Raw genomic sequence first — 20,877 nt, forward strand, 5'->3', positions numbered from 1 at the left:
GGTTCCTACCCGCAGGGAACAGCCAAGCAGCGGACGGCAGACGATCCCAGGCAGAACCGCAGGCAGAAATTGTGCGAGCGGCCTTCGACATGGCGATGGTGATCAGACGGGTGGCAGGGGTGACGCTTCGGCGCCCTCACCACCTGGTGAGGGCGCCGACTTCTTTTGCCGTCGGACGGCCCCCCTCTTGCCCGGAAGTGCCCGAGCAGGGAGACCGCGGATACACGCGAGGAGGCCGCGGGCGAGACTGGACGCATCACGCGCGGGTTCCGCGTGCGACTGTCTGCGGGGCTGCCGTGGCAGGACTCTTGCTGACCCTTTGCTCGCTCTACTGACGCGCCAACACACGTGTCCTGGGGGTTCGTGCCGGCTGGGTGCGGCCTATGATCCCTTGCGATCGGAGTGCGCTGATACCTCGTGCGAAACGGTGGCTTCGGACCTGATCGTCGATATGGAGACCAGCCGAAACACGAACCTAGGCATGGTCGAGCAGGTCGGCCAGGCCGGTCAGATCATCGGCGTGCAGGTCGAACCCGTCCGAGGAGGTGGGCGGGTCGCCGACGGGGCGGGCGACGTAGGCGGTGCGCAGGCCGAGGCCCTGTGCTCCGCGCAGGTCCCACGCGTGGGCGGCGACCATCAGGAGCCGCTCCGGCGGTCGTCCGGAGACGGTGACGGCCAGCTGGTAGACCGCGGGGTCCGGCTTGTAGGCCCGGGCGTCCTCGGCGGACAGGGCCTGTGCCAGCGCAGTCCGGCGTGGGCGTTGAGTTCCAGCAGCGCTGTCCGGCTGGCGTTGGAGAGACCGATCAGCGGGAACCGTTCGGCGAGTCGGGCGAGCCCGGCCACGGTGTCGGGCCACGGCGGGAGCCTGCGGCCTGCCTGGGCCAGCGCCGTTACGGCGGTCGGGTCGTCGACCCCGGCGGCATCGGCGACGAGCCTGGCGGCTTCCAGGTCGAGGACGTCGCTCGTGAGGTAGGGCCGGACTCCGTCGAGGACGCGACGTTGCTCGCGGTCGATGTGCTGCTGCCACAGCGACAAGAGCCGCTCGACCCCGGGATCGTCGAGCGATGGGTCGAGTTTCCGAATGCCGGCGCGGATACCTGCGGGTTCGTCGACGAGCGTGCCGAGCACGTCGAACACGAGGGCATCGATCTCTGGCTCTGACATGAGAGAGGTCTCCTGGACGAGGCAGCGGCTCGAGAGTGGCTGTCAGTCGAACGTGGCGGCAAGCCACCCGGATTCCCGAACCGCACGGCCGTGCGGCAACGGCCCACGCCCACCGCGGTGTCTCCGGCGAACTCGGTCACGGCGTCGGGCACGACGGCCGGTGGTCGATCGCCTCGCGGGTGCCCCAGCGAGGCCCGGGCGTGCCTGGTCACGGACCGGCCCGTCACCCACGCCCACACACCGCGGCAGGCCCCGGCGGCACCCTGCACTGCTTCGGCAAGGTCGCCGACGCGATCAAGGCCGAGATCCGCGAGGAGTACCGCACGGCCGCGGCACCCGTCAGTCGGGCAGATTGCCGTCGCCGCCCAGATTGGCGACCATGCGTCGCAGAACGTTGATCGTGGTCACGAAGTCGGCCGGGTCAATGCCTTCGTGCACCTGCTGATGCACGCGCAAGTTGCGCTCCCTGGCCCGAACGCGCCCGTTCTCTCCGGCCTCGGTCAACGTCATGAGCCCGGCATCCTCCGCCAGCCAACCACGGTCGACCAGATCGTCGAAGACACCGTTGAGGTCGATCCCGAGGTCGTCCCACTTCGCCAGCCGCTCGATCAACGTTGCCCGGGTCCACTTACCCGGCTCCCCGGCAACGTGGTTGAGCGTCCACCAATGCGGCTGTGTGAGGTCCTCCACCGCCAACTGCTCACGGAGGGCCCCGACCACCAGCCGGCCCGCCATGCCGGTCCATGCTCCGATGGGCTGAGCGGCCAACTCCTCCTGCGAGTACTCCCTGAGCGTCACGGTCACGTGCCCCTCCTCGTGATCAATGGATGGCGGTCACCGTAGAACCTCAGGTTCAGTCGAGGTCAAGGCAGTTCCCCTGGCCGGCACCCCGCGGCCCTCCCTGCTCTGTCAGCGGCGGGTGGCGCGTTCCCAGGCTTCGCGGACTCCAATGGGGACCCGCCCCCGAGGCGGCACTTGGTAGCCGTTGGCTCGCGCCCAGGAGCGGATCACTGCCGTGTCGGCGGGCCGGGTGGCGGTGGGGGGTGCTGGTTCGACGAGGGCGGGGCGTGAGGGCGTGAAGCGGGCCGGGGTGTCGAGGAGGCTCGGCGGGAACTGCGGAACACGGGTCTGTCCGGTGAGGACGCCGGTGAGGAAGGCCGTGAGGGTTCCGTCGTAGGTGAACCAGCGGGGGCCGCGGGCTTCGTTGACCGCGATGCGCCAGCGGTCGGGATCGTCGGCGGGGTCGGTGATCCAGAAGAGGTACTCGCCGTTGTCGGTGGCCCCGCAGGCGAAGAGCGTGTCCGGATCGTGAGGGACGGGATGCGTGCCCTGGTCGTGGTCCTTGCGCAGCTGTGCGCGGATCCGGCCGGGCATGGGGCCGGTGAGGTCGACGAACTCGGTCACGCCGTGAGGGTGGAAGAGGCTGAGGTAGTCGTTGAAGGAGCCGGGCCCGTACCGGTCGGCGAGCTGTTTGTAGTCCCGCGGCAGCGGCATGCCGAGGCCGGCTTCGACCGTGCCCCAGCCAAGGCCCAGGTCCTGCCCGGGCGGGGCGCACAGCTGAGTGAGGGTGGTGAGATCAGTCATGGGCTTCCTCGGGCGGTGTCGGATCTCGGGCGCTGCCACCGGCGCCGTGCCGGTGACCGGGCATCTGCGTGACGAATGCTGCCTGACGTCTGGTCGGGCTCGAAGTACACGGGGCTGCGAACACGATGTGCACGGGAGTGCGACAGCGTCTATAGTTGATCTTGCGAGGCGGGTCGCTGCGGCGGCTGCCTTCCGCGCGTCGGTCGTCTAAGGAAAGACGCCCCGCTTCCTGCGGGGCAATGCAGGTGCAAGGCCTGCCCGGCGCTCCACCCGGTCCCGCCCCCCGACACCTCGGGGGGCGGGACTTCTTCACATCCAGGACCAGGCGAGGTTCGCTGATCCGGCGGTCCAGCTCGGCCCGGCCTGGGGGTATACCGGCCGTTTGTCACCACCCCGTACGTTCGCACCGCCCGCGCCCGGCCGCCGTGGCCCGGTTCGGTATCTGAAGCGGGGGCGGGCGTCGTGATCGAACAGCAACAATCCGGTGGGGAGTGTGCCGGATTTCGCGGGGCATACGAAGCGCGTAATCAGCGGAGCTTCGGAAGTGAGGCGGCTTCATGGTCCCTGCTGCGCGATATGAGGACCGGAAGGCCTCCAGCGACCCTCGGACAGCGGTCTCCGCTGTGTTCGAGGACGGTGCGGAGATCGGTGAGGCCCGCCGCACGGCCCGCGACTTCCTCGCCTCGGTGCAGGCCGAGTACGGACTGCCGGTGTCGGCCCGGGCCATGGGCATGGTGCAGCTCGTGGTGAGTGAGCTGGTGACCAATGCCCGCAAGTACGCCCCGGGTCCCTGTCTGCTCGACCTGGAGGTCAGCAGGGGGACTGTCCAGGTGAGTGTGTGGGACGGCAGCCCGACGCTGCCGTCGGTGCTGGCAGCCGACCCGGGTCGGGTCGGCCAGCACGGTCTGGAGATCGTGATGGCGGTGTGCCAGACCTTTTGTGTCCGCCGGGAGCCCGTGGGCAAGCGGATCATTGCCACCGTCCAGCTCGCCGACGACCCTGGCGGCGACGTCGCCGGCCGCCGGGCCATGTGACGTAGAACCAATCCCCAGCGGCCGCTTTGACCGGCGGTGATGCGGCCGGTCAGGGCTGGTCGTCCGTCGGATCCGGCTCGTCCGGACTGGTGCCGGCGGCCTAGACCGCGGTCGGGGCGTTCGCCGCCTGCGACATCGCCGGAGACGCGCTGAACAGCGCGTGGACGGCGGCCCGGACCTGGCCGGCGACGACTTCGGGGGAGGAGGTGTCGAGCTTGCCGTCGAGGTGCAGGAACGCCAGGCCGTGGACGAGGGCCCACACCGTGGTGGACAGGGCGTCGGCGTCCGCACCCGGGAAGGTGGCCCGGACGATGCCGCGGACGTACTCCGAGATGGCGGCCGTCGCGGCGACCCGTTCCTCGCTGGTCGGGTCGCAGGGCTCGGCGAACATGGCCCTGAACAGTGCCGGGTGTTCCAGGGCGAACTGGACGTAGGCGACGGCGACCGCGGCGAGTTCGTCGGGTGTCGAGGGTGCGGGATGGGCCTGGGCCAGCTGCCCGGCGAGTTCCCGGTAGCCCTCGGCGGCCACCGCGGACACGAGCGCGTCACGGTCGGCATAGTGGCGGTAGGGGGCCGTGGCCGAGACCCCGGCGCGCCGCGCGACCGCGCGCAGCGAGAGTGCCGCGCTGCCGTCCTCTTCGAGGAGTTCACGCGCGGCACGCAGGCAGGCGGCACGCAGGTCGCCGTGGTGATACGTGTCCTGAGGCATGGGTCTCATCCCTTATGTTTACGGTGTTCACATTCTCCCTCTTATGTGAACGCCGCATACATCCTAAGTGATCGAAAGGGAAGAGGGAAACCGCGAGCAGTGTCCGTGGGCCGGGCGCCGCGCTCGCGGCTCAGCGGACGCCGACCGCCTTGAGGACCTTGAGGGCTCCGGTCAGCAGGGTCGCCCAGGTTTCGGGGCTGATCCGGGCGGGTGGGGTGAAGCCCTGGATGCGTTGGTGGGCGATGGTCTGGGGCTCGGTGTACTTGAGGATGCCGTCGGCGCCGTGCCGGCGGCCCAGGCCGGAGTCGCCCATGCCGCCCATCGGCGCGTCGACGCTTCCCCATGCGGCCGCGAAGGCCTCGTTGACGTTGACCGTGCCGGCGTGGACACGAGCGGCGACGGCTCGGCCGCGGGCGCCGTTGCGCGACCAGACGCTGCCGTTGAGGCCGTAGGAGGTGGCGTTGGCCAGAGCGATGGCCTCGTCGATGTCGCGATAGCTGTAGACGGAGACGACGGGGCCGAAGGTCTCGTGGTCGTACAGCGTCATGTCGGGAGTGACGTCGGTGAGGACCGTCGGTTCGAAGAAGAGGGGGCCGAGGTCGGGCCGGGCCTTGCCGCCGGCGAGGAGGGTGGCGCCCTTGGCGACGGCGTCGTCGACGTGTTCGGTAACGGTCTTGAGCTGGGCGGGAGTGGTGAGGCTGCCGACGTCGACGCTGTAGTCGTACGCGGCGCCGATCTTGAGGTTCTCGGTCCGGGCGGTGAACGCGGCGATGAACTCGTCGCGGATCGATTCGGCCACGTACAGGCGCTCGACGGAGACGCAGAGCTGGCCGGCGGAGGGGAAGCAGGCGGCGACGGCGCCGTCGGCGGCCTTGTCTATGTCGGCGTCGTCCAGGACGATCATGGGGTTCTTGCCGCCGAGCTCGAGAGAGGCGCCGATCAGGCGCCGGCCGGCGTCGCCGGCGATCTTACGGCCGCTGGCGGTGGAGCCGGTGAACATCATGTAGTCGGCGTTGTCCATCAGAGGGCCGCCGATGGAGCTGCCGCGGCCGATCACCATCTGCCATACACCCTTGGGCAGTCCCGCCTCGTACATGAGGTCCATGGACCACAGCGCGGTGAGGGCGGTCTGGGTGTCGGGCTTCTGGACGACGGCGTTGCCGGCCATGAGGGCGGCGATGGTGTCGCCGGCCGCCATGCTCAGCGGATAGTTCCACGGGGAGATGACGGTGACGACGCCCTTGGGGTGGCGCAGTTCGGTGGTGTGGGTCAGCACCGGGATCGCGCCCCGGCGGCGCTTGGGATCGAGGTACTTGGCGGCGTTGCGGGCGTAGTAGCGGGAGACGATGCCGATGTCGACGACCTCGAGGAACGCGTCGCGGCGGGTCTTGCCGTTCTCGGCCTGCATCAGGTCCAGCGCCTCGTCCTGACGGGACAGGACGAGGTCGTGGTAGCGCAGAAGGACCTTCTTGCGCTCCGCGACCGGTGTGGCGGCCCAGGCTTTCTGGGCGATCCGGGCACGGGCGAACGCGGCCTCGACGTCTTCGGGGGTGGAGACCGGAAGGTCGGCCAGGGGGACGCCGGTGTAGGGGGCGCTGGTGGTGACCCGTGCGGCATTCGGCGCGGCGGAGACCTGCGTGGTCAGCCGCTCGAGCAGGGCCGGGGTGAGGGATGTGGGCAGGCCCGTGCCCCGGGCGGCGACGGGGCCGGTTGCGTGGTCGGTGGCCATGACGGACTCCTTGCTTACTTGTTCCTGCGCTGGACCGAGGTGGGGACCGGCATGTGCAGGGCGAGCTGACCTTCGGTCATCGCGTCGAACTGGATGGTCCTGAGGGGCTTCAGGGAGCGCAGGTCGTCCGCCATGCGGCCTTCGCCGATCCGGAGGGTGATGTCGCGCGTGCTGCGGGTCGTACCGGCACTCAGCACGTTGGTCTGGCTCAGGGTGGAGTGCCACGCGCCGTTGATCGACGTGTACGAGGTGAGCGAGCTGACGCGCCGGCCGCTGGGGTGAGCGGTCTGCTTGGGGGTGGCCGCGAGGAGCGACAGGTCCACGCCGCCGGAGTCGTTGGCCACGCGGGCGGTGGTCCGGTGGTGGTCGATGTCGACGTCGAGGTCGGTGACCCACTTGGGGAATCCGTAGCCGTCGTGGCCGCGGACCTGTGCGATCTCCGTGCTGACGGGCAGCGACAGGACGTAGGAGTCGAGGTGCTCGTTCTTCAGGCTGGTGACGAGGTCGAAGAAGCCGAGCTTGCCGTGCCGGGCGGGCTTGACGGCGATGCCGACGGCGGCTTCGGTGTAGAAGTCGATGTCGCACACGTCGTAGCGGAAGAACATCACCGAGACCAGCCCGAGTCCGGGAGCGATCTCCAGGGGTGCCAGCTCCTCGGGCAGCCGGGGGCGGATCGCGCGGGACGGCGCGAGCATCGTCAGCCGGGCGGTCGAGATGCGGTAGTAGAAGTTCGGCGTGAGGGTGGGGCCGACCGGGGAGTCGACCTTGATCTTGGGCAGCTGCCGGAAGAAGTCCACGCCGCTGACGCGCGGATCCCGGGCGATCTCGTCGAGGTCGGGGTTCATCCGGTACCGGTCGTACAGGCCTTCCTTGGGGACCGTGACCTCGCGGCCTCCCAGTGCGACCTTGACAGTGTCCTTCTGCGTCGAAGGCATGGAGTGGGCTCCTCGATTCTATGTGAGCAGTGCACACATGGCAGTAGGGTTGTCATGTGTGCACTGTCAACAAGGGGAAGCGGGTCTTATGAACCGCCGGGGAGGGCTGCGGAACCGCTCGGGGCTCGCGGGCGCTCCGGCTCCGTCCGTCGCGGGGGCTGAACCGTTCGGGTGGCTCCGCTCAGGCCGCGGCCCGGGGCTTCGACAGCCATGCGCGGTAGTCCCGCAGGGCCTTGCGCTGTTTGCGCTGTTCGGAGATCAGGGCGATCACCGGATGGGTGCCGGGCCTGGGGTTGCTTCCGCGGGCGAGCCGGCGCATCTGGTGGCGGACCTGAGCCATGCCGGCGACGGACGCCAGGGCCTTGTCGGACCAGTTCACCGGCCGCATCCGGCGGTCGGCCTCGCGGCCCTGGCCCCAGAGGTCGGGCAGGTCGGGGGTGACCGCGAGCGCGGTGCCCATGCCGATGACCGCCACACCACTGTCGAGGACCTTCTCCGCGGTCGCGCGCTTGGTGATGCCTCCGGTGAGCATCAGCGGGAGCGGGCTGGTCTTGATCAGGTCCTTGGCCAGGTCCAGGAAGTAGGCCTCGCGGGCCTGGGTGCGGGCGTCGGCGGCGCGGCCGGTCATCGCCGGGCTTTCGTAGCTGCCGCCGGAGAGTTCGACCAGGTCGACGCCGAGGGGGTCGAGCATCGCGATCACCTGTCGGGCGTCGTCGGCGTCGAATCCGCCGCGCTGGAAGTCGGCGGAGTTGAGCTTGACCGCGACCGCGAAGGCCGGCGAGACGGTGGCCCGGACGGCGCGGACGATGTCGAGCAGCATCCGGGCGCGGTTCTCCAGAGATCCACCCCACTGGTCGGTGCGCTTGTTGACCAGGGGGGAGAGGAACTGCGACAGCAGGTAGCCGTGCGCGGCATGGATCTCGACACCGTCGAAGCCGGCTTGCTCGGCCCGGCGTGCGGTCACCGCGTACCGTGCCACGGTCTCGTCGATCTGCTGCGGCGTCATGGCGGTCGGACGGCCGAAGCGGCTGCTGTGCTTGCCCAGGCTGACGCCGATGTCCGTCGGCCCCCACACGACGCCGGGCATGTCGGAGGCCACCTGGCGGCCGGGGTGATTGATCTGCATCCATATCGCACCGCCGCCGGACCTGCCCGCCTTCGCCCAGTCGACGAAGGGATCCAGTGGAGCGTGCTCGTCGAGGACGACGCCGGCGGGGCCGGTCAGTGCCTCGGCGTGCACCATGACGTTGCCGGTGATCAGCAGTCCGGTGCCGCCGGCGGCCCAGCGCCGGTACAGCGTGAACAGCTGCTCGTCGGGGAGTTGGCCGTCGCCCGCCATGTTCTCCTCCATGGCCGCCTTGGCGATCCGGTTCTTCAGCACCTGCCCGGAACGCAGGGGCAGCGGTGAGAACAGCTCGCTGGTCATACCGGTTTCTCTCTTCCGACTTGATCGCTTACGATGTTTGCACCACTCACATTAGGGCACCAATGTAATCGCTGTAAACATCGAGGGGTGTGGGGTACGTCGCAGGCGGCTCGCCCCTGCGGCGCGGGACCGTTCCGGCCAACAGTTCGAAGACCGGGCCGAGCGTTCACCTCCACCAGGCGGGCTGACCCAAGAGGGGCTTCAGGGAGCGGTTGCGGCGGGAGAGAAGGGCGCGAACCATGAAACAAGGCATGGATGCGCACCGGCAGGCGTAGCAGCAGCGGCCGGGTGAGGCCGCGCGAACAGGGCACACCTGTGCCCGTGACATGGAGTGGACATGACCGACCTTCCCCCTCCGATCACCCCCTACCTCGAACCCGCCGCGAAGGAGCTGTGCGAGGCGACGGACCCCCATCCGCGGATCTACGAGGTTCCCCCCGAGAAGGGCCGTGACATCCTGCTCGGCCTGCAGAGCGACCAGAGCGTCCCCCGCCCCGACGTCGACGAGGAGTGGGTCGACGTGGACGCGGGCGAGTGGGGCACCGTCCGTACCCGCATCATCCGGCCCAAGGGGGCCACCGGGCCGCTGCCGGTGGTGGTCTACATCCACGGCGCCGGGTGGGTCTTCGGCGACGAGAAGACCCACGACCGGCTCTTCCGCGAACTCGTCGTGGGTGCCGGGGCGGCGGGCGTCTTCCCCGTCTACGACCGTGCGCCGGAGGCGAAGTACCCCACCCAGGTCGAGCAGAACTACGCCGTGGGCCAGTGGGTCATGGAGCACGGCGCGGAACACGCACTGGACACGTCCCGCGTCGCCGTCACCGGCGAGTCGGTCGGCGGCTGCATGTCCGCGGTGTTCGCGCTCATGAACAAGGAGCGCGGCGGGATCGACCTCAAGGCGCAGGTGCTGCTCTACCCGGTGACCAACGCCGACTTCGACACGCCGTCCTACCTGCAGTTCGCCGAGGGCTACTACCTCACCCGCGACGGCATGAAGTGGTTCTGGGACGCGTACACCAGCGACGACTCCCAGCGCGCCGAGGTGTACGCCTCGCCGCTCCAGGCGTCTGTGGACCAGCTCCGGGGACTGCCCACCACCCTGCTGATCACCGACGAGGCCGACGTACTGCGCGACGAGGGCGAGCAGTACGCCAACAAGCTCCGTGAGGCCGGCGTGGACGTCACCTCGGTCCGGGTGGCCGGCATGGTCCACGACTTCCTGCTCCTGGACAGCCTGCGCGACACCCGCGCCGCCAACGTCGCCCGCAAACTCGCCGTCGACGCTCTGCGGACAGCCCTCCACGGCAACTGAGCCGCCCTCACATCCCCTCCGCGCCGGGCACGATGTACGGTCCGGGCTTCCCGACGCCTGAGAGGCGGGGTGGGCCCGGGCCACTTCTCTTGTGGCCCTGGTCCGCGGGCCATGCCGACGCGGTGTGTGGTGCGGCACCCACCGGTCGTTCAGACCCACGACGCGCCCTGGTCCGCGCAGGAACTCGCCGGTCCCGCGGGGTGCGGCCGCGGTCGGACGAATGCCGGGGAGGGCGACGCGCACGCCGCCCTCCCCGCTCGGACTGCCGCCCGCTCAGTCGCCGGGCCGGTACCTGCGCTCGACGTGACCCGTCAGCTCGTCGGGATGGAAGTAGACCCGCCTCAGGTCACCGCTCGTATAGCGCTCGACCTGGTCGTCGAAGTGCGGCGAGTCGGGGTGGCCGCTGACGCCGCCCGCCGTCACCGCCCAGGCGCGCACGCGGGGCCCGAACTCCACCACCGCGACGAAGCTGTTGCCGCTGGTGCCGTAGTACCGCTTCGTCCCCGGGTAGCTCTTGGCCCCGAACGAGGCCAGCGACCCCCAGCGCGACGAGGCGAAGGGGACCGGGACGCTCGGCTTGTCGTCGCTGAACTCCTGGACGATGGCGCCGTCGTTGCGCTGGTAGCGGTTGATGTCGCCCCAGGGCACCTCCTGGCTGCCGAAGTCCCGCTCCAGTCGGGCCACTGCCGTGCCCAGGGCGTCGAGGCGCTGGGTGTCCGTGGCGCGGTCGGCCATGTAGTCCCAGCCGGACAGCCCGGCGTCCGCCGCCGCCTGGGCCGTCATCGCCCACAGGTCCTCGCCCCAGAACACGGCCACCGACATGGCGGTCGACTCGGCCGACCACCGGGTGTCCCAGTCGCGCAGCAGGGCGATCGGGGCGGACAGCCGCTTCCTGCGCGCGCTGCCCGGGGGCAGGGCGTCCCAGGCGGCGACGAGGCCGGGGATCAGCCGGGCGAACGCGGTGAGGTACGGGTCGAAGGCGGCGTCGATCAACGTCTGGGGCGTGAAGTCCTTGCGCGCGCTCAGTACCCGGATCGCCTGCGGTCCGCGCGGGTTCTCGCCGAACCGGTCGAAGTAGCGCGGGTAGTCGGCCGCGTCGGGGCTGTCGTCCCCCGCCGCGGTCCAGGGCCAGTTGTTGGTGTTGAACGCCCAGCCGTTCCTCGGGTTCACGGCCCGGGGCATGCTCGCCAGGCTGTGCAGGCCGTTCCAGTCGGTCGCCGGGTCACTGCCGTCGACGGTCTTCAGATAGTCGAAGCGGTCGTCGCGCTTCGGCATGAACTGCGGCATCAGGAAGGCGATGTCGCCCTTGGAGTCGGCGAAGAGGGTGTTGTTGGAGCTGTTCGCCTTGAGTTCCGCGACGCCGATGTACTCGTCGTAGTCCCGCGTCTTGGTGCGCAGGTAGCTCTGCTTCAGCGCGTCGACGGGCTTGTTCATGAGCGCGCACGCGATCCACTTGCCGTCCTCCTCGCGGACGATCGGGCCGTGGTGCGTCGCGTAGGTCGTGAACCGGCGCTGCTCCTGGCCGCCGTCCTCGGTGCGTACGGAGAGGGTGACCTGCTTCGTCGTCACGGGGCGCAGCTCGTCGCCGTACCGGTAGGAGTGCTTGCCGTCGTCGCCGGTCACGATCCTCTCGGCGAAGTTGTCGATGTTGTCGACGCCGCTGGAGGTGTGCATCCAGCCGGTGTGGGCGTTGAAGCCCTGGTAGATGAAGAACTGGCCCCAGGTGGCGGCGCCGTAGGCGTCGAGTCCCTGCTTGCTCGTCACATGCTGTTCGGCGCGGAAGAAGAAACTGGTGTGCGGGTTGATGAGCAGCAGTGCGTGGCCGTCGCGGGTGTGGCTCGGCGCGATCGCCATGCCGTTCGAGCCGGTGGGTTCCCGGAACGTCAGACCGCGCTCCTCGTCGGTCATCGGCAGGGTCCGCCCGCCGTAGAAGGCTTCGAGCCGGCTGAGCGGGATGGACTCGATGTCGCCGCCGATGCTGCCTTCCGAGAAGCTCAGCGGCATCCAGGGCTCGAAGCGGCGGATGACCCGGGGGCGCACCTCGGGATGGGTGGCGAGGTAGTAGTTCAGTCCGTCCGCCCACGCCTGCGTCAGCACCCGCAACCAGGCAGGGCAGCGCGCGTGTGCCTTCTTCAGCTCCGCGTGGTCGAGGTAGAGCCGCTGGCGCAGGTCCTGCCATACGGCGCTTTCGCCCTCGGCCTCGGCGAGACGGCCGAGAGCGACCAGGTAGTTGGTCTCGACGCGGTTGAAGTCGTCCTCGGCCTGGGCGTACATCATTCCGAAGACGGCGTCGGCGTCGCTCTCGCCCTTCACGTGCGCGACGCCCCAGTCGTCCCGGGTGATCGTCACGCGCGCCACGTGTCTGCGCCAACGGGCGGCGGTGGACGCGGAGTCCGCCGCGACCGCGGTCGCGGCGGGGAGGGCGGCGACGACGGCGAGCCCGGCCGCCGTGCCGAGGACGCGGCGTCGGCTCACCCCGGTGAACTGCGCATGGTGCATGAGCTGCTCCACTCTCCTGCAGGCCTCAACGGGCCGTGGCCCGAAGGGGGACGGCGACTTGAGGCACCGCCTGTTCCGGCGGCCGTCACGCCGTGGCGTCGGCCGGCCTCACGGCACCGCTCCCTTCCGCGCACACGGCATCGCCGAGCAGGCGACATGTACAGGTGTCACCGCCCGTTGATCAGTTACAGGGACAGTCCTATCCGGGTGACTGCTCACTGACAAGACCGCGCTCCTCACCAGACGCGAGACCCCGGCGGCCTGACCATGCAGCGAGGCAGCGCCGGCACGTTCGGGCTCGACGTGCTCCGCGGCCCGGGAGACGAAGTACCGCTCCGCGGGGCGCGGCCGTAGGCATGATGGGGGCCATGACCCACATCGCCCGCCGCATGTTCGAGCTCCTGGAGCCGATCTGCCTGGTGACCTTCTTCGCCGACGAGTGCAACGAGGAGCTGGCCGCGCTCGGCCACCGCACCTACTGGGACGGCTACTTCGCCAGCCGCGCCGCCCCGCTGGGGCGGGTGCCGGCGGAGGTCGTGCACGCGGCCTTCTACAGCTTCGCCGACGGGGAGGCCGCGCGGCACATCCCGAGCGCGTGGGAGACGATCCCGCCCGAGGCGTCCGTCGCCGCGCGGGAGCGGGGCAGCGCGGCCTCCCTGCGACGGATCCTCGGCGACGAGTTGGCCGACTCCCCGGGGCTGGTGCGCGCCGCCGACCTGACCACGAAAGCCGCGACGAACGCGCCCACGGAGGGCCGGGTGATGTACGCCGGGATGCGGACCCTCCCGGTGCCGAGCGACCCGGTCGCCCGGCTGTGGCATTCCGCGACCATGCTGCGCGAGCACCGGGGTGACGGGCACGTCGCCGCTCTCGTCGGCGCGCGCATCGGTGGCACGGAGGCTCATGTGCTCTCCGCGCTGGCGCAGGGCATCCACCCGCCGGAGTCGTTCGGGCGCATCCATCACCTTCCGAAGGAGCGGCTGGCCGCGGTCATGGACGGCCTGCGCGAGCGCGGGCTCGTCGACACCGACGGCCGGTTCACCGACGCCGGCCGCGAGACCAAGCACCGCATCGAAGCCCTGACCGACGAGCTCGCCGCCCCGCCGTACGAGGCCCTGACTCCCGCCGAGCTCGACGAGCTGGTCGCCGAGCTCGAACCCATCACCGCGACGCTGGTGGCCGCGGGGTCGCAGTGACCCGGCGTGCTGTTCGAACGTCCGAGCACCGCAGAACAGCGTCGGGGCCGAGGACGACGTCCAGCCCGCCTCGATCGCGTTCGGTCGGTCATCGAGCGCCATGCCCCGCACGCCGTCGTCATGGACGACTTCGTCCGGCGACCGGTGACGGAGAGCAGACGTACGCCGTTTTCCGCGGCTGGACTCCGGCAGGCCCTGGCAGGTCTGCGTGCGGAGGCCGACCTCCTGCGTCCGGCCCGCGGTCTCGGCGGGCTTGCCCTTGACCCGCGGGTCAGGGATTAGCGTCGGTGCGCTGTTCCGCCCGGTGCCCGGCCGTTCACCCGGTAGCGCCGTGCACCCGTGCCCACGCCCAGGAGGCCGCCCATGACCACGGTTCTGCCCCGGACCAGCCGCGAGGTGCGGCTCGCCCGCGTCCCCGCGGCGCTGCCCGTACCGGCCGACTTCACCGTCGTCGAGAGGGCGACGCCCGCTCCGGCACCGGGCCACGTCCTGGTCCGCAACCGCCACTTCCAGGTCTTCGGAGGTCTGCGCACCCTCGTCGGGGGAGGGGCCGAGGGAACGCCGGTGCCGGGACTGAGCCCCGGGGACGCCCTGTTCGGGCCGGCCGTCGGCGAGGTCGTCGTCGCGCCGCCGGACAGCTCCCTGCGTCCCGGCGACCTGGTGACGCACCTGATGGGCTGGCGCGAGTACGCCCTCGTGCCCCTGGCCGGATGCGCCCCTCTCGGCCCGGCGGCCGAGCCCGTCGCCCGCCTCTCCTCCGGTTCCGCCGCCTACGGGGCGCTGACCCGGCTCGCGGGCGTACGCGAGGGGGACGTCGTCCTGGTCACCGGTGCAGCGGGCGGGGTGGGCTCGCTGGCCGGTCAGATCGCCCGGCTGCTCGGCGCCGCCCGGGTCATCGGCACCACGGGGTCACCGGACAAGGCGGCGCGCCTGACGTCCGAACTCGGCTACGACGCCGTGCTGACCGGCGGCTCGTGGCGCGGGGAGCGGGACACCGCGCACGGCGCCTTCTCCCGGCAGCTCGCCGAGGCCGCGCCGGACGGCATCGACGTCCTGCTGGACAACGTCGGCGGCGTCCAGCTCACCGCGGCCGTGACGGCGGCCCGGCAGGGCGCCCGGTTCGCGCTGGTCGGAGCGCTGTCCGGGCAGCTCGACCCCGAGAGTCCCGGAGCGACCGCGCCGACGCGGATCGACACCTTCCGGCTCGTGGTCAAGGGGGCTTCCGTGCGCGGGTACACCGGCGTCGACCACCCCGAGGTGGAGGCCGAATGGAACGACCGGTTCGACGGCTGGCTGCGGTCGGGCGAGATCCGGTTCCCGCTGACCCGGTTCGAGGGCATCGAGCGGGCCCCGCGGGCGTTGCAGGAACTGACCGGGGGACAGACCTTCGGCACGGTCGTCGTCGACCTCCCGGGGCACGGCTGACGGCCGCCGGTACGACGAGCGGGAGGCACACACGATGCGGATCGGCGACGCCGCGGCAGCCGTCGGCGCGACACCGAGGGCGCTGCGCTTCTACGAGCAGCGGGGACTGCTGCCGCCACCGCGCCGCACCAGGGCCGGTCAGCGCGACTACACGCCCGAGGACCTCGCCGTGCTGCGTGTCGTCCGGTACCTCCTCGGCCTCGGCCTCACCGTCGAGGACCTGGCCGGGATCGCCGACCGCCTTCCGCTGCTCGCGGGCCGGCCGCCCCGGCCCTGCGACCCGGCGGCACCCGGCGAACCGGCCGTCGTCGGCACGGCGGTGGTACGGCGCCGCATCGCCGCGCTCGACTCGGAGATCGAGCGGCTCACCCGGCTGCGCGACGCGCTGCGGGCCGGACTCGACCCGGCCCCGGGCTCGTTCACGAAACCGCAACGCGGTTGTCGCACGGCACCGGGAATCGGCGGTCCCGGATCCGGGTTGGCGCAGTCATGACTGTGGGAGTGGCTCTCAACGCGACCGACGCCGACAACCAGATCGACGCAAGCGTGCGACTGGCCCGGGAGGCGGCGGCAGCCGGGCTCCGGTCGGCCTGGTTCGGCCAGACCTTCGGCGCCGACTCGCCCCAGCTCGCGGCGATCGTCGGACGCGAGGTACCGGCTCTCCACGTGGGAACGTCCGCGGTCCCCGTCTTCGGCCGGCACCCGCTCACCGTCGCCGGCCAGGCCCTCACGGCACAGGCGGCCACGCACGGCCGGTACCACCTCGGACTCGCCCTCGGCACCAGACTGCTCACGGAACAGGGCTTCGGCATCCCCCACGAGCGGCCCGTCCGCCGACTGCGCGAGTTCCTCACCGTGGTACGGCAGTTGACCGAGACGGGCTCGGCCGACTTCCACGGCGAGCTGCTCAGCGCCACCACACCGGTACCCGCGCGCGTGCCGGGAGCGGAGGCCGGCGTGCCGCTGCTGGTCGCCGCGATGGGCCCCCAGGCACTGAGGGCGAGCGGCGAACTCGCCGACGGGATCCTCCCCTACCTCGCCGGGCCCCGAGCCCTCGCCGAGCACATCGTTCCCGCCGTGACCGCGGCCGCCGCGGCAGCCGGCCGTCCCGCGCCCCGCATCGTGGCACTCGTACCCGGCGTGGTCACCGACGACGTGACCGCCGTGCGCGAGAAGGCCGCCGAACAGCTGGCCTTCTACGAGCAGTTCCCGTCCTACGCCCGGGCCATCGAGCTGTCCGGGGCCCGTCGGGCGGTCGACGTGGCCGTGATCGGCGACGAGCGGACGGTCGCCGCCGAGGTGGGGCGGTACCGGGACGCCGGGGCGACGGAGGTGGTGTTCACGTCGACGGAGCTCGCGGGCGACACCGGCCGGCGACGCACCTGGGACCTGCTCGGGTCCCTCGCCGGAACCGACGCCTAGACCGACGCCGACCGGACGGCGGCGGGCTACAGGCGCACCACGATCCCCTTGGACGTCGGCTGGTTGCTGATGTCGGCAACGCTGTCCAGCGGCACCAGGACGTTGGTCTCGGGGTAGTACGCGGCGGCGGAACCGCGCGCGGCCGGGTACGGGACGACCTCGAAGTCCTCGGCCCGGCGCTCGGTGCGTTTCCTCGACGCTGTGCATGGCCCACCTGCTCCGGACACCGCCGGCCCCGGCGTCGCCGCCGAGGCTGTGCCTCAAGGCCCGCCGGGCACGTCGCCCGGCCGTCTCCCGGACGCGAGGGAAGGCGGGAGGCCGATGCACACGCCTGCCCGCCGTCCCCGCGGTCCGTGTCCGGACTGCCGCGTTCGTGTCCGACCGGGCCCTCAGGACTGTGGCCGCTTCCCGTGGTTGGCGGCGTGATTGCGGCGCGCCTTCTTCTTCCGACGTCGCTTCGAAGACATGTCACCCTCCTCCCCGTGCAGGTGGGGGAGCGTTGCGAGCGCTGACCATCCCCACCGTTCCACACGGCACCGAGCGACGCGACTCGAGGCGATGTCGGGCACGAACCCGACTAAAATGTCCCGCAGATCGTGCCCCGGCTGCCTCCTGCACGCAGAGGACCAGCAATGCCCAGCGAACCCGCACCCATCGGCGCCGACGCCCGGCACGCCCTCGAACAGGAACGCTCCGACCTGCAGGCCGAACGCCCGAGAGTCGCGGCGACGCTGCGGGACTCCGAGGAGGGCGTGGGCAGCTCGGTCACCGTGCGGTACGGCGACGGCACGGAGGAGACCCTCGAGATCGGCGAGCGTGCCGAGGCGTCGGACCAGGAACTGATCACGCCCGAGGGCCCCCTCGGGCGCGCCCTCCTCGGCCGTCGCCCCGGGGACACGGTCACCTACGACACGCCGGAAGGGCGCACGACCGCCGCCGTCGTGTCCCTGGGCGGGGCGGCAGCCGGTCGGACACCACCGGCGGACGGTCGACAGGAAGGACCCCCGTGACCGGAGAGATCGCCTATCGCAGGGTGTACGAGGAGCCGTCGCCGCAGGACGGCAAGCGGGTGCTGGTGGACCGCCTGTGGCCGCGCGGGGTGAGCAAGGAGGCGGCCCACCTGGACGAGTGGCTGAAGGACGTCGCGCCCTCGACCGGTCTGCGCCGCTGGTACCACCACGACCCCGAACGCTTCGCCGAATTCCGCCGCCGCTATGTCGCCGAGCTGGACGACCCGGAGCACGAGCAGGCCGTCCGGGAGCTGCGCGACCTGGCGGCCCACGACAGGGTCACGCTGCTGACGGCCACCAAGGACGCGGACCACAGCGAGGCCGCCGTGCTGGCTGAATGGCTGAACGACGGCAGCACCTCACCATGAGGCCTCACGCATTGTCCTCGCCCGGCGGGTAGGTCAGGCGTCCGTCCCGGACGCGCGCGTGAGGGTTCAGGGCGGCGGGCTTCGTCGTCGTGGCCGACATGATGTGCGCGACCTCCACGCCGGCGACGATCAGGGCGTCGGTGATCAGCCTGCGATGGCAGCGCCAGGGCACCGCCTCACTGCACATGATCGCCGGCCGCCGCCCCTGTGCGGCGAGGCCGATCAACTCGTCCAGCCCGTTCTTGAATTCGTCGCTCGCCATGTGGTCGGCGTAGTCCCGGAACGCCTTGACCCGCCATGCGCCGTTCTCGCTCGGCACGCCCTTCGGGGTGTGCCGTCGACCGCCCAGCTCGGGAATCCGCCGGTAGGCGATGTCGGCAGGGAGCGCGTCGACGATCGCGGACTGGTTCCACTGCGGGTACTTCCGTGACGAGGGGAACGAGCGCACGTCGACGAGGTCGGTCACCTCGTTGTTCCGCAGCATCGTCAGCATCTCGTCGAAGTCGCGGGTCGAGTGCCCCACCGTGCAGACACGGTTCGTCATGGAGTCGCGGGCTCGGAGCCACCGCCCTTCCTGACCGTGCAGTGCAGCGAGTCGTCGCGCACGTCGGCGACGATGGTGTCACCGGGATCGGCCTCCCCGCCGAGCAGCAGGTCGGCGATGCGGTTGTCGAGTTCGGCCTGGATCGTGCGCCGCAACGGGCGCGCGCCGAACTCCGGCTGGTGCCCGTGGGCGATCAGCAGTTTCTTCGCGGCCTCCGTGACCTCCAGCTTCAAGCCCTGCGCGTGCACCCGGCGCTCGCTCTGGCCCAGCAGGTGATCGACGATCACGCCCAGGTCGTTCTCGGTGAGGCCGTGGAAGACGATGATGTCGTCGATGCGGTTGAGGAACTCCGGCAGGAACCTGGCCCGCAGTTCCCCCATCAGCTCGTCCTTGAGGTCGGACACGTCGCCCTTGTGGTCGAGGATCCGGTGGGCCCCGATGTTGGACGTCATGATGACGACACAGTGCCGGAAGTCGACGGTGCGGCCCTGGCCGTCGGTGAGGCGTCCGTCGTCGAGGATCTGCAGCAGCGTGTTGAACACGTCGGGGTGGGCCTTCTCCACCTCGTCGAACAGGACCACGCTGTAGGGCTGCCGGCGGACCTTCTCGGTGAGCTGGCCCGCCTCCTCGTACCCGACGTAGCCGGGAGGGGCTCCGACGAGACGGGCGACCGTGTGCTTCTCCTGGAACTCGCTCATGTCGAACCGGATCATGCGGTCCTCCTCGCCGAACAGCAGCTCGGCGAGGGTCTTGGCCAGTTCCGTCTTGCCCACACCGGTGGGACCGAGGAAGAGGAAGGAGCCAACGGGGCGGTTCGGGTCGCCCATGCCGGCCCGGTTGCGGCGCACGGCCCGGGAGACGGCGGTGACCGCCTCGTCCTGGCCGACGATCCGGGAGTGCATCTCCTCCTCCAGCCGGAGCAGCCTCTCCTTCTCGCTCGCGGTGAGCTGGGAGACGGGGATGCCCGTACGGCGGGAGATCACGTCCGCGATGTCGGCGGCGGTGACGGAGACGACGCCCTCGCGACGTTCCTCGATGCCCGCGAGTTCGCCCTCCGCCTCGGCGATCTCCCCCTTCAGCTGCGCGGCCTTCTCGAAGTCCTGTGCGGCGACGGCCTGGTCCTGTTCCCGGCGCAGCTTGGCGATGCGGTCCTCGCGGCTGACGACCTCGGTGGAACGGCTGGCGCTGCGCAGGCGCACCCGCGCTCCCGCCTGGTCCATCACGTCGATCGCCTTGTCGGGCAGGAAACGGTCGCTGACGTAACGGTCCGACAGGTCAGCCGCCGCCGCCAGCGCGCCGTCGGCGAAACGGACCTGGTGGTGGGCCTCGTACACGTCACGGAGCCCTTCGAGGATCTGCACCGTCTCCTCGACCGTCGGCTCGGGCACCATCACCGGCTGGAAGCGGCGTTCGAGGGCGGCGTCCTTCTCGACGTACTTGCGGTACTCGTCGATGGTCGTCGCGCCCACCACGTGCAGCTCCCCGCGCGCGAGGGCCGGCTTGAGCATGTTGCCCGCGTCCATCGAGCCCTCGCCGGTGGCGCCCGCGCCGACGACGGTGTGCAGTTCGTCGATGAACAGGATGATGTTCCCGCTCGCCTGCTGGACGTCCTCGATGACCTTCTTCAGCCGCTCCTCGAACTGGCCACGGTACTGTGCGCCCGCCACCATGCCGGACAGGTCGAGGGCGACGACCCTCTTGTCCTTCAGGGTGTCGGGAACCTCGCCGGCCACGATGCGCTGCGCCAGTCCTTCCACGATCGCGGTCTTGCCGACGCCGGGTTCCCCGATCAGAACGGGGTTGTTCTTGGAGCGCCGCGAGAGGATCTCGACGGTCTGCTCGATTTCCTCGGCCCGTCCGACGACGGGGTCGAGCTTCCCGGCCTTCGCCTCGTCCGTCAGGTCCCGCCCGTACTCGTCGAGGGTCGTCGCGGGCTCACCCCGCTCGGCGGGCTGCTGCCCTTCCGTGCGGGCCGCCCGCTCCGTGAGGCCCGCGAGCTTCTTCACGTCCTCGCCCTCCGCCCTCAGCAGCCGGGCGGCCCCCGTGTCGGCGCCGTCCAGCAGCGCACCGAGGATGTGCTCGGGCCCGATGTAGGACACACCGGCCGCCTGGGAACGGGCGTAGGCGGTGGCGAGGGTGCGCTTGGCGGCCGGGGTGAGGCCCGGCTCCGAGGACGGCTCGCCCGACTCGCGGGGAAGGACCTGCGCGATCCGGGAGGCGAGCGCGTCGGGGTCCGCCCCGGCCTGTGCGAGCAGCCCGCGCGCGGGGTCGACCTTCGTGGCCGCCCACAGCAGGTGCTCGGTGTCGAGGTCGGACGTCCCGTCCTCCACGGCACGCCGCGCCGCCAGGTTGAGGAGCTCCTGCGAGGACTCGGTCAGCAGCCGCCCGATCGGCACCCGCTGCACCGCCGGGGGCGAGGACGTGGGCGACATGCCGAAGAACCGGTTCAACAGGTCACTGAACGGGTCGGACGAGCCGAAACCGAAGGACGACATCGACATGACAGCTCCTCGTGCAGTG

Annotated in this window: 18 protein-coding genes and 1 pseudogene; 8 read left to right on the plus strand and 11 right to left on the minus strand. The window is 70.9% G+C overall.

What is annotated here, in order from left to right; translation table 11 throughout:
• Window positions 1-475 precede the first annotated feature (475 nt).
• The 3 genes and pseudogenes from ACIRG6_RS34920 to ACIRG6_RS34930 form a co-directional block, all read right to left on the minus strand.
• Window positions 476-1,164 (minus strand): annotated as a pseudogene (locus ACIRG6_RS34920) (haloacid dehalogenase type II).
• Between the two features lie 339 nt (window positions 1,165-1,503).
• A complete protein-coding gene (locus ACIRG6_RS34925) occupies window positions 1,504-1,968 on the minus strand; it encodes a MarR family transcriptional regulator (RefSeq protein ID WP_403325758.1) in 465 nt (154 codons plus the stop codon).
• Between the two features lie 105 nt (window positions 1,969-2,073).
• Window positions 2,074-2,748 carry an Lsr2 family DNA-binding protein gene (locus ACIRG6_RS34930; protein WP_403325766.1) on the minus strand — a complete coding sequence of 225 codons (675 nt, stop codon included), beginning with the start codon at window positions 2,746-2,748 and terminating at the stop codon, window positions 2,074-2,076.
• A gap of 557 nt (window positions 2,749-3,305) precedes the next feature.
• Between ACIRG6_RS34930 and ACIRG6_RS34935 the strand changes: the two genes are divergently transcribed.
• Window positions 3,306-3,782 carry an ATP-binding protein gene (locus tag ACIRG6_RS34935; RefSeq protein WP_364826070.1) on the plus strand — a complete coding sequence of 159 codons (477 nt, stop codon included), beginning with the start codon at window positions 3,306-3,308 and terminating at the stop codon, window positions 3,780-3,782.
• Window positions 3,783-3,882: 100 nt separating this feature from the next.
• Here the strand turns inward: ACIRG6_RS34935 and ACIRG6_RS34940 are convergent, their stop codons facing one another.
• The 4 genes from ACIRG6_RS34940 to ACIRG6_RS34955 form a co-directional block, all read right to left on the minus strand.
• Window positions 3,883-4,491, minus strand: coding sequence for a TetR/AcrR family transcriptional regulator (locus ACIRG6_RS34940; RefSeq protein ID WP_364826067.1), 609 nt, complete (start codon window positions 4,489-4,491; stop codon window positions 3,883-3,885).
• Window positions 4,492-4,621: 130 nt separating this feature from the next.
• Window positions 4,622-6,220, minus strand: a complete 1,599-nt coding sequence (locus tag ACIRG6_RS34945) for a succinic semialdehyde dehydrogenase (RefSeq protein WP_403325770.1) — start codon at window positions 6,218-6,220, stop codon at window positions 4,622-4,624.
• Window positions 6,221-6,234: 14 nt separating this feature from the next.
• Window positions 6,235-7,155: an acetoacetate decarboxylase family protein gene (locus ACIRG6_RS34950; RefSeq protein ID WP_403325773.1), complete on the minus strand. Its 921-nt coding sequence runs from the start codon at window positions 7,153-7,155 to the stop codon at window positions 6,235-6,237.
• A 181-nt stretch (window positions 7,156-7,336) separates the two neighbouring features.
• Window positions 7,337-8,581: an NADH:flavin oxidoreductase/NADH oxidase family protein gene (locus ACIRG6_RS34955; protein ID WP_403325776.1), complete on the minus strand. Its 1,245-nt coding sequence runs from the start codon at window positions 8,579-8,581 to the stop codon at window positions 7,337-7,339.
• Window positions 8,582-8,918: 337 nt separating this feature from the next.
• Here ACIRG6_RS34955 and ACIRG6_RS34960 point away from each other — a divergent pair, with 337 nt between their 5' ends.
• Entirely contained in the window at window positions 8,919-9,893 is a 975-nt protein-coding gene (locus tag ACIRG6_RS34960; RefSeq protein ID WP_403325779.1) for an alpha/beta hydrolase, read from the plus strand.
• A gap of 273 nt (window positions 9,894-10,166) precedes the next feature.
• Here the strand turns inward: ACIRG6_RS34960 and ACIRG6_RS34965 are convergent, their stop codons facing one another.
• The gene (locus ACIRG6_RS34965) at window positions 10,167-12,392 is read right to left on the minus strand and encodes a penicillin acylase family protein (RefSeq protein ID WP_403325782.1); all 2,226 of its coding nucleotides are present in this window, start codon (window positions 12,390-12,392) and stop codon (window positions 10,167-10,169) included.
• A 368-nt stretch (window positions 12,393-12,760) separates the two neighbouring features.
• Here ACIRG6_RS34965 and ACIRG6_RS34970 point away from each other — a divergent pair, with 368 nt between their 5' ends.
• The 4 genes from ACIRG6_RS34970 (at window position 12,761) to ACIRG6_RS34985 (ending at window position 16,435) form a co-directional block, all read left to right on the plus strand.
• Complete coding sequence (locus ACIRG6_RS34970; RefSeq protein ID WP_403325784.1) at window positions 12,761-13,588, plus strand: SCO6745 family protein; 828 nt, start codon at window positions 12,761-12,763, stop codon at window positions 13,586-13,588.
• A 363-nt stretch (window positions 13,589-13,951) separates the two neighbouring features.
• Window positions 13,952-15,013 (plus strand): MDR family NADP-dependent oxidoreductase, encoded by a 1,062-nt coding sequence (locus tag ACIRG6_RS34975; protein WP_403325787.1) that lies wholly within the window; start codon window positions 13,952-13,954, stop codon window positions 15,011-15,013.
• A 34-nt stretch (window positions 15,014-15,047) separates the two neighbouring features.
• Entirely contained in the window at window positions 15,048-15,506 is a 459-nt protein-coding gene (locus ACIRG6_RS34980) for a MerR family transcriptional regulator (RefSeq protein WP_364684337.1), read from the plus strand.
• Window positions 15,503-16,435: a TIGR03564 family F420-dependent LLM class oxidoreductase gene (locus tag ACIRG6_RS34985; RefSeq protein WP_364824647.1), complete on the plus strand. Its 933-nt coding sequence runs from the start codon at window positions 15,503-15,505 to the stop codon at window positions 16,433-16,435. Before ACIRG6_RS34980 ends, ACIRG6_RS34985 begins: the two co-directional genes overlap by 4 nt.
• Window positions 16,436-16,461: 26 nt before the next feature.
• Here ACIRG6_RS34985 and ACIRG6_RS34990 read toward each other — a convergent pair whose 3' ends face one another.
• Entirely contained in the window at window positions 16,462-16,662 is a 201-nt protein-coding gene (locus ACIRG6_RS34990) for a hypothetical protein (protein WP_403325896.1), read from the minus strand.
• 405 nt (window positions 16,663-17,067) lie between these two features.
• Here ACIRG6_RS34990 and ACIRG6_RS34995 point away from each other — a divergent pair, with 405 nt between their 5' ends.
• Window positions 17,068-17,445 carry a GreA/GreB family elongation factor gene (locus ACIRG6_RS34995; RefSeq protein ID WP_403325790.1) on the plus strand — a complete coding sequence of 126 codons (378 nt, stop codon included), beginning with the start codon at window positions 17,068-17,070 and terminating at the stop codon, window positions 17,443-17,445.
• Window positions 17,442-17,813, plus strand: a complete 372-nt coding sequence (locus tag ACIRG6_RS35000; protein WP_364824644.1) for a DUF488 domain-containing protein — start codon at window positions 17,442-17,444, stop codon at window positions 17,811-17,813. The genes ACIRG6_RS34995 and ACIRG6_RS35000 overlap by 4 nt, the downstream gene beginning before the upstream one ends.
• A 4-nt stretch (window positions 17,814-17,817) precedes the next feature.
• Here the strand turns inward: ACIRG6_RS35000 and ACIRG6_RS35005 are convergent, their stop codons facing one another.
• Together ACIRG6_RS35005 and ACIRG6_RS35010 are read right to left on the minus strand one after the other, a co-directional pair.
• Window positions 17,818-18,357 carry a DUF488 domain-containing protein gene (locus ACIRG6_RS35005; protein WP_364824642.1) on the minus strand — a complete coding sequence of 180 codons (540 nt, stop codon included), beginning with the start codon at window positions 18,355-18,357 and terminating at the stop codon, window positions 17,818-17,820.
• Complete coding sequence (locus ACIRG6_RS35010) at window positions 18,354-20,858, minus strand: ATP-dependent Clp protease ATP-binding subunit (protein WP_364684344.1); 2,505 nt, start codon at window positions 20,856-20,858, stop codon at window positions 18,354-18,356. The genes ACIRG6_RS35005 and ACIRG6_RS35010 overlap by 4 nt, the downstream gene beginning before the upstream one ends.
• Between the last annotated feature and the right edge of the window lie 19 nt (window positions 20,859-20,877).

This window comes from Streptomyces flaveolus (assembly GCF_044765825.1).
In the GTDB taxonomy this organism is placed as follows: Bacteria; Actinomycetota; Actinomycetes; order Streptomycetales; family Streptomycetaceae; genus Streptomyces; species Streptomyces flaveolus.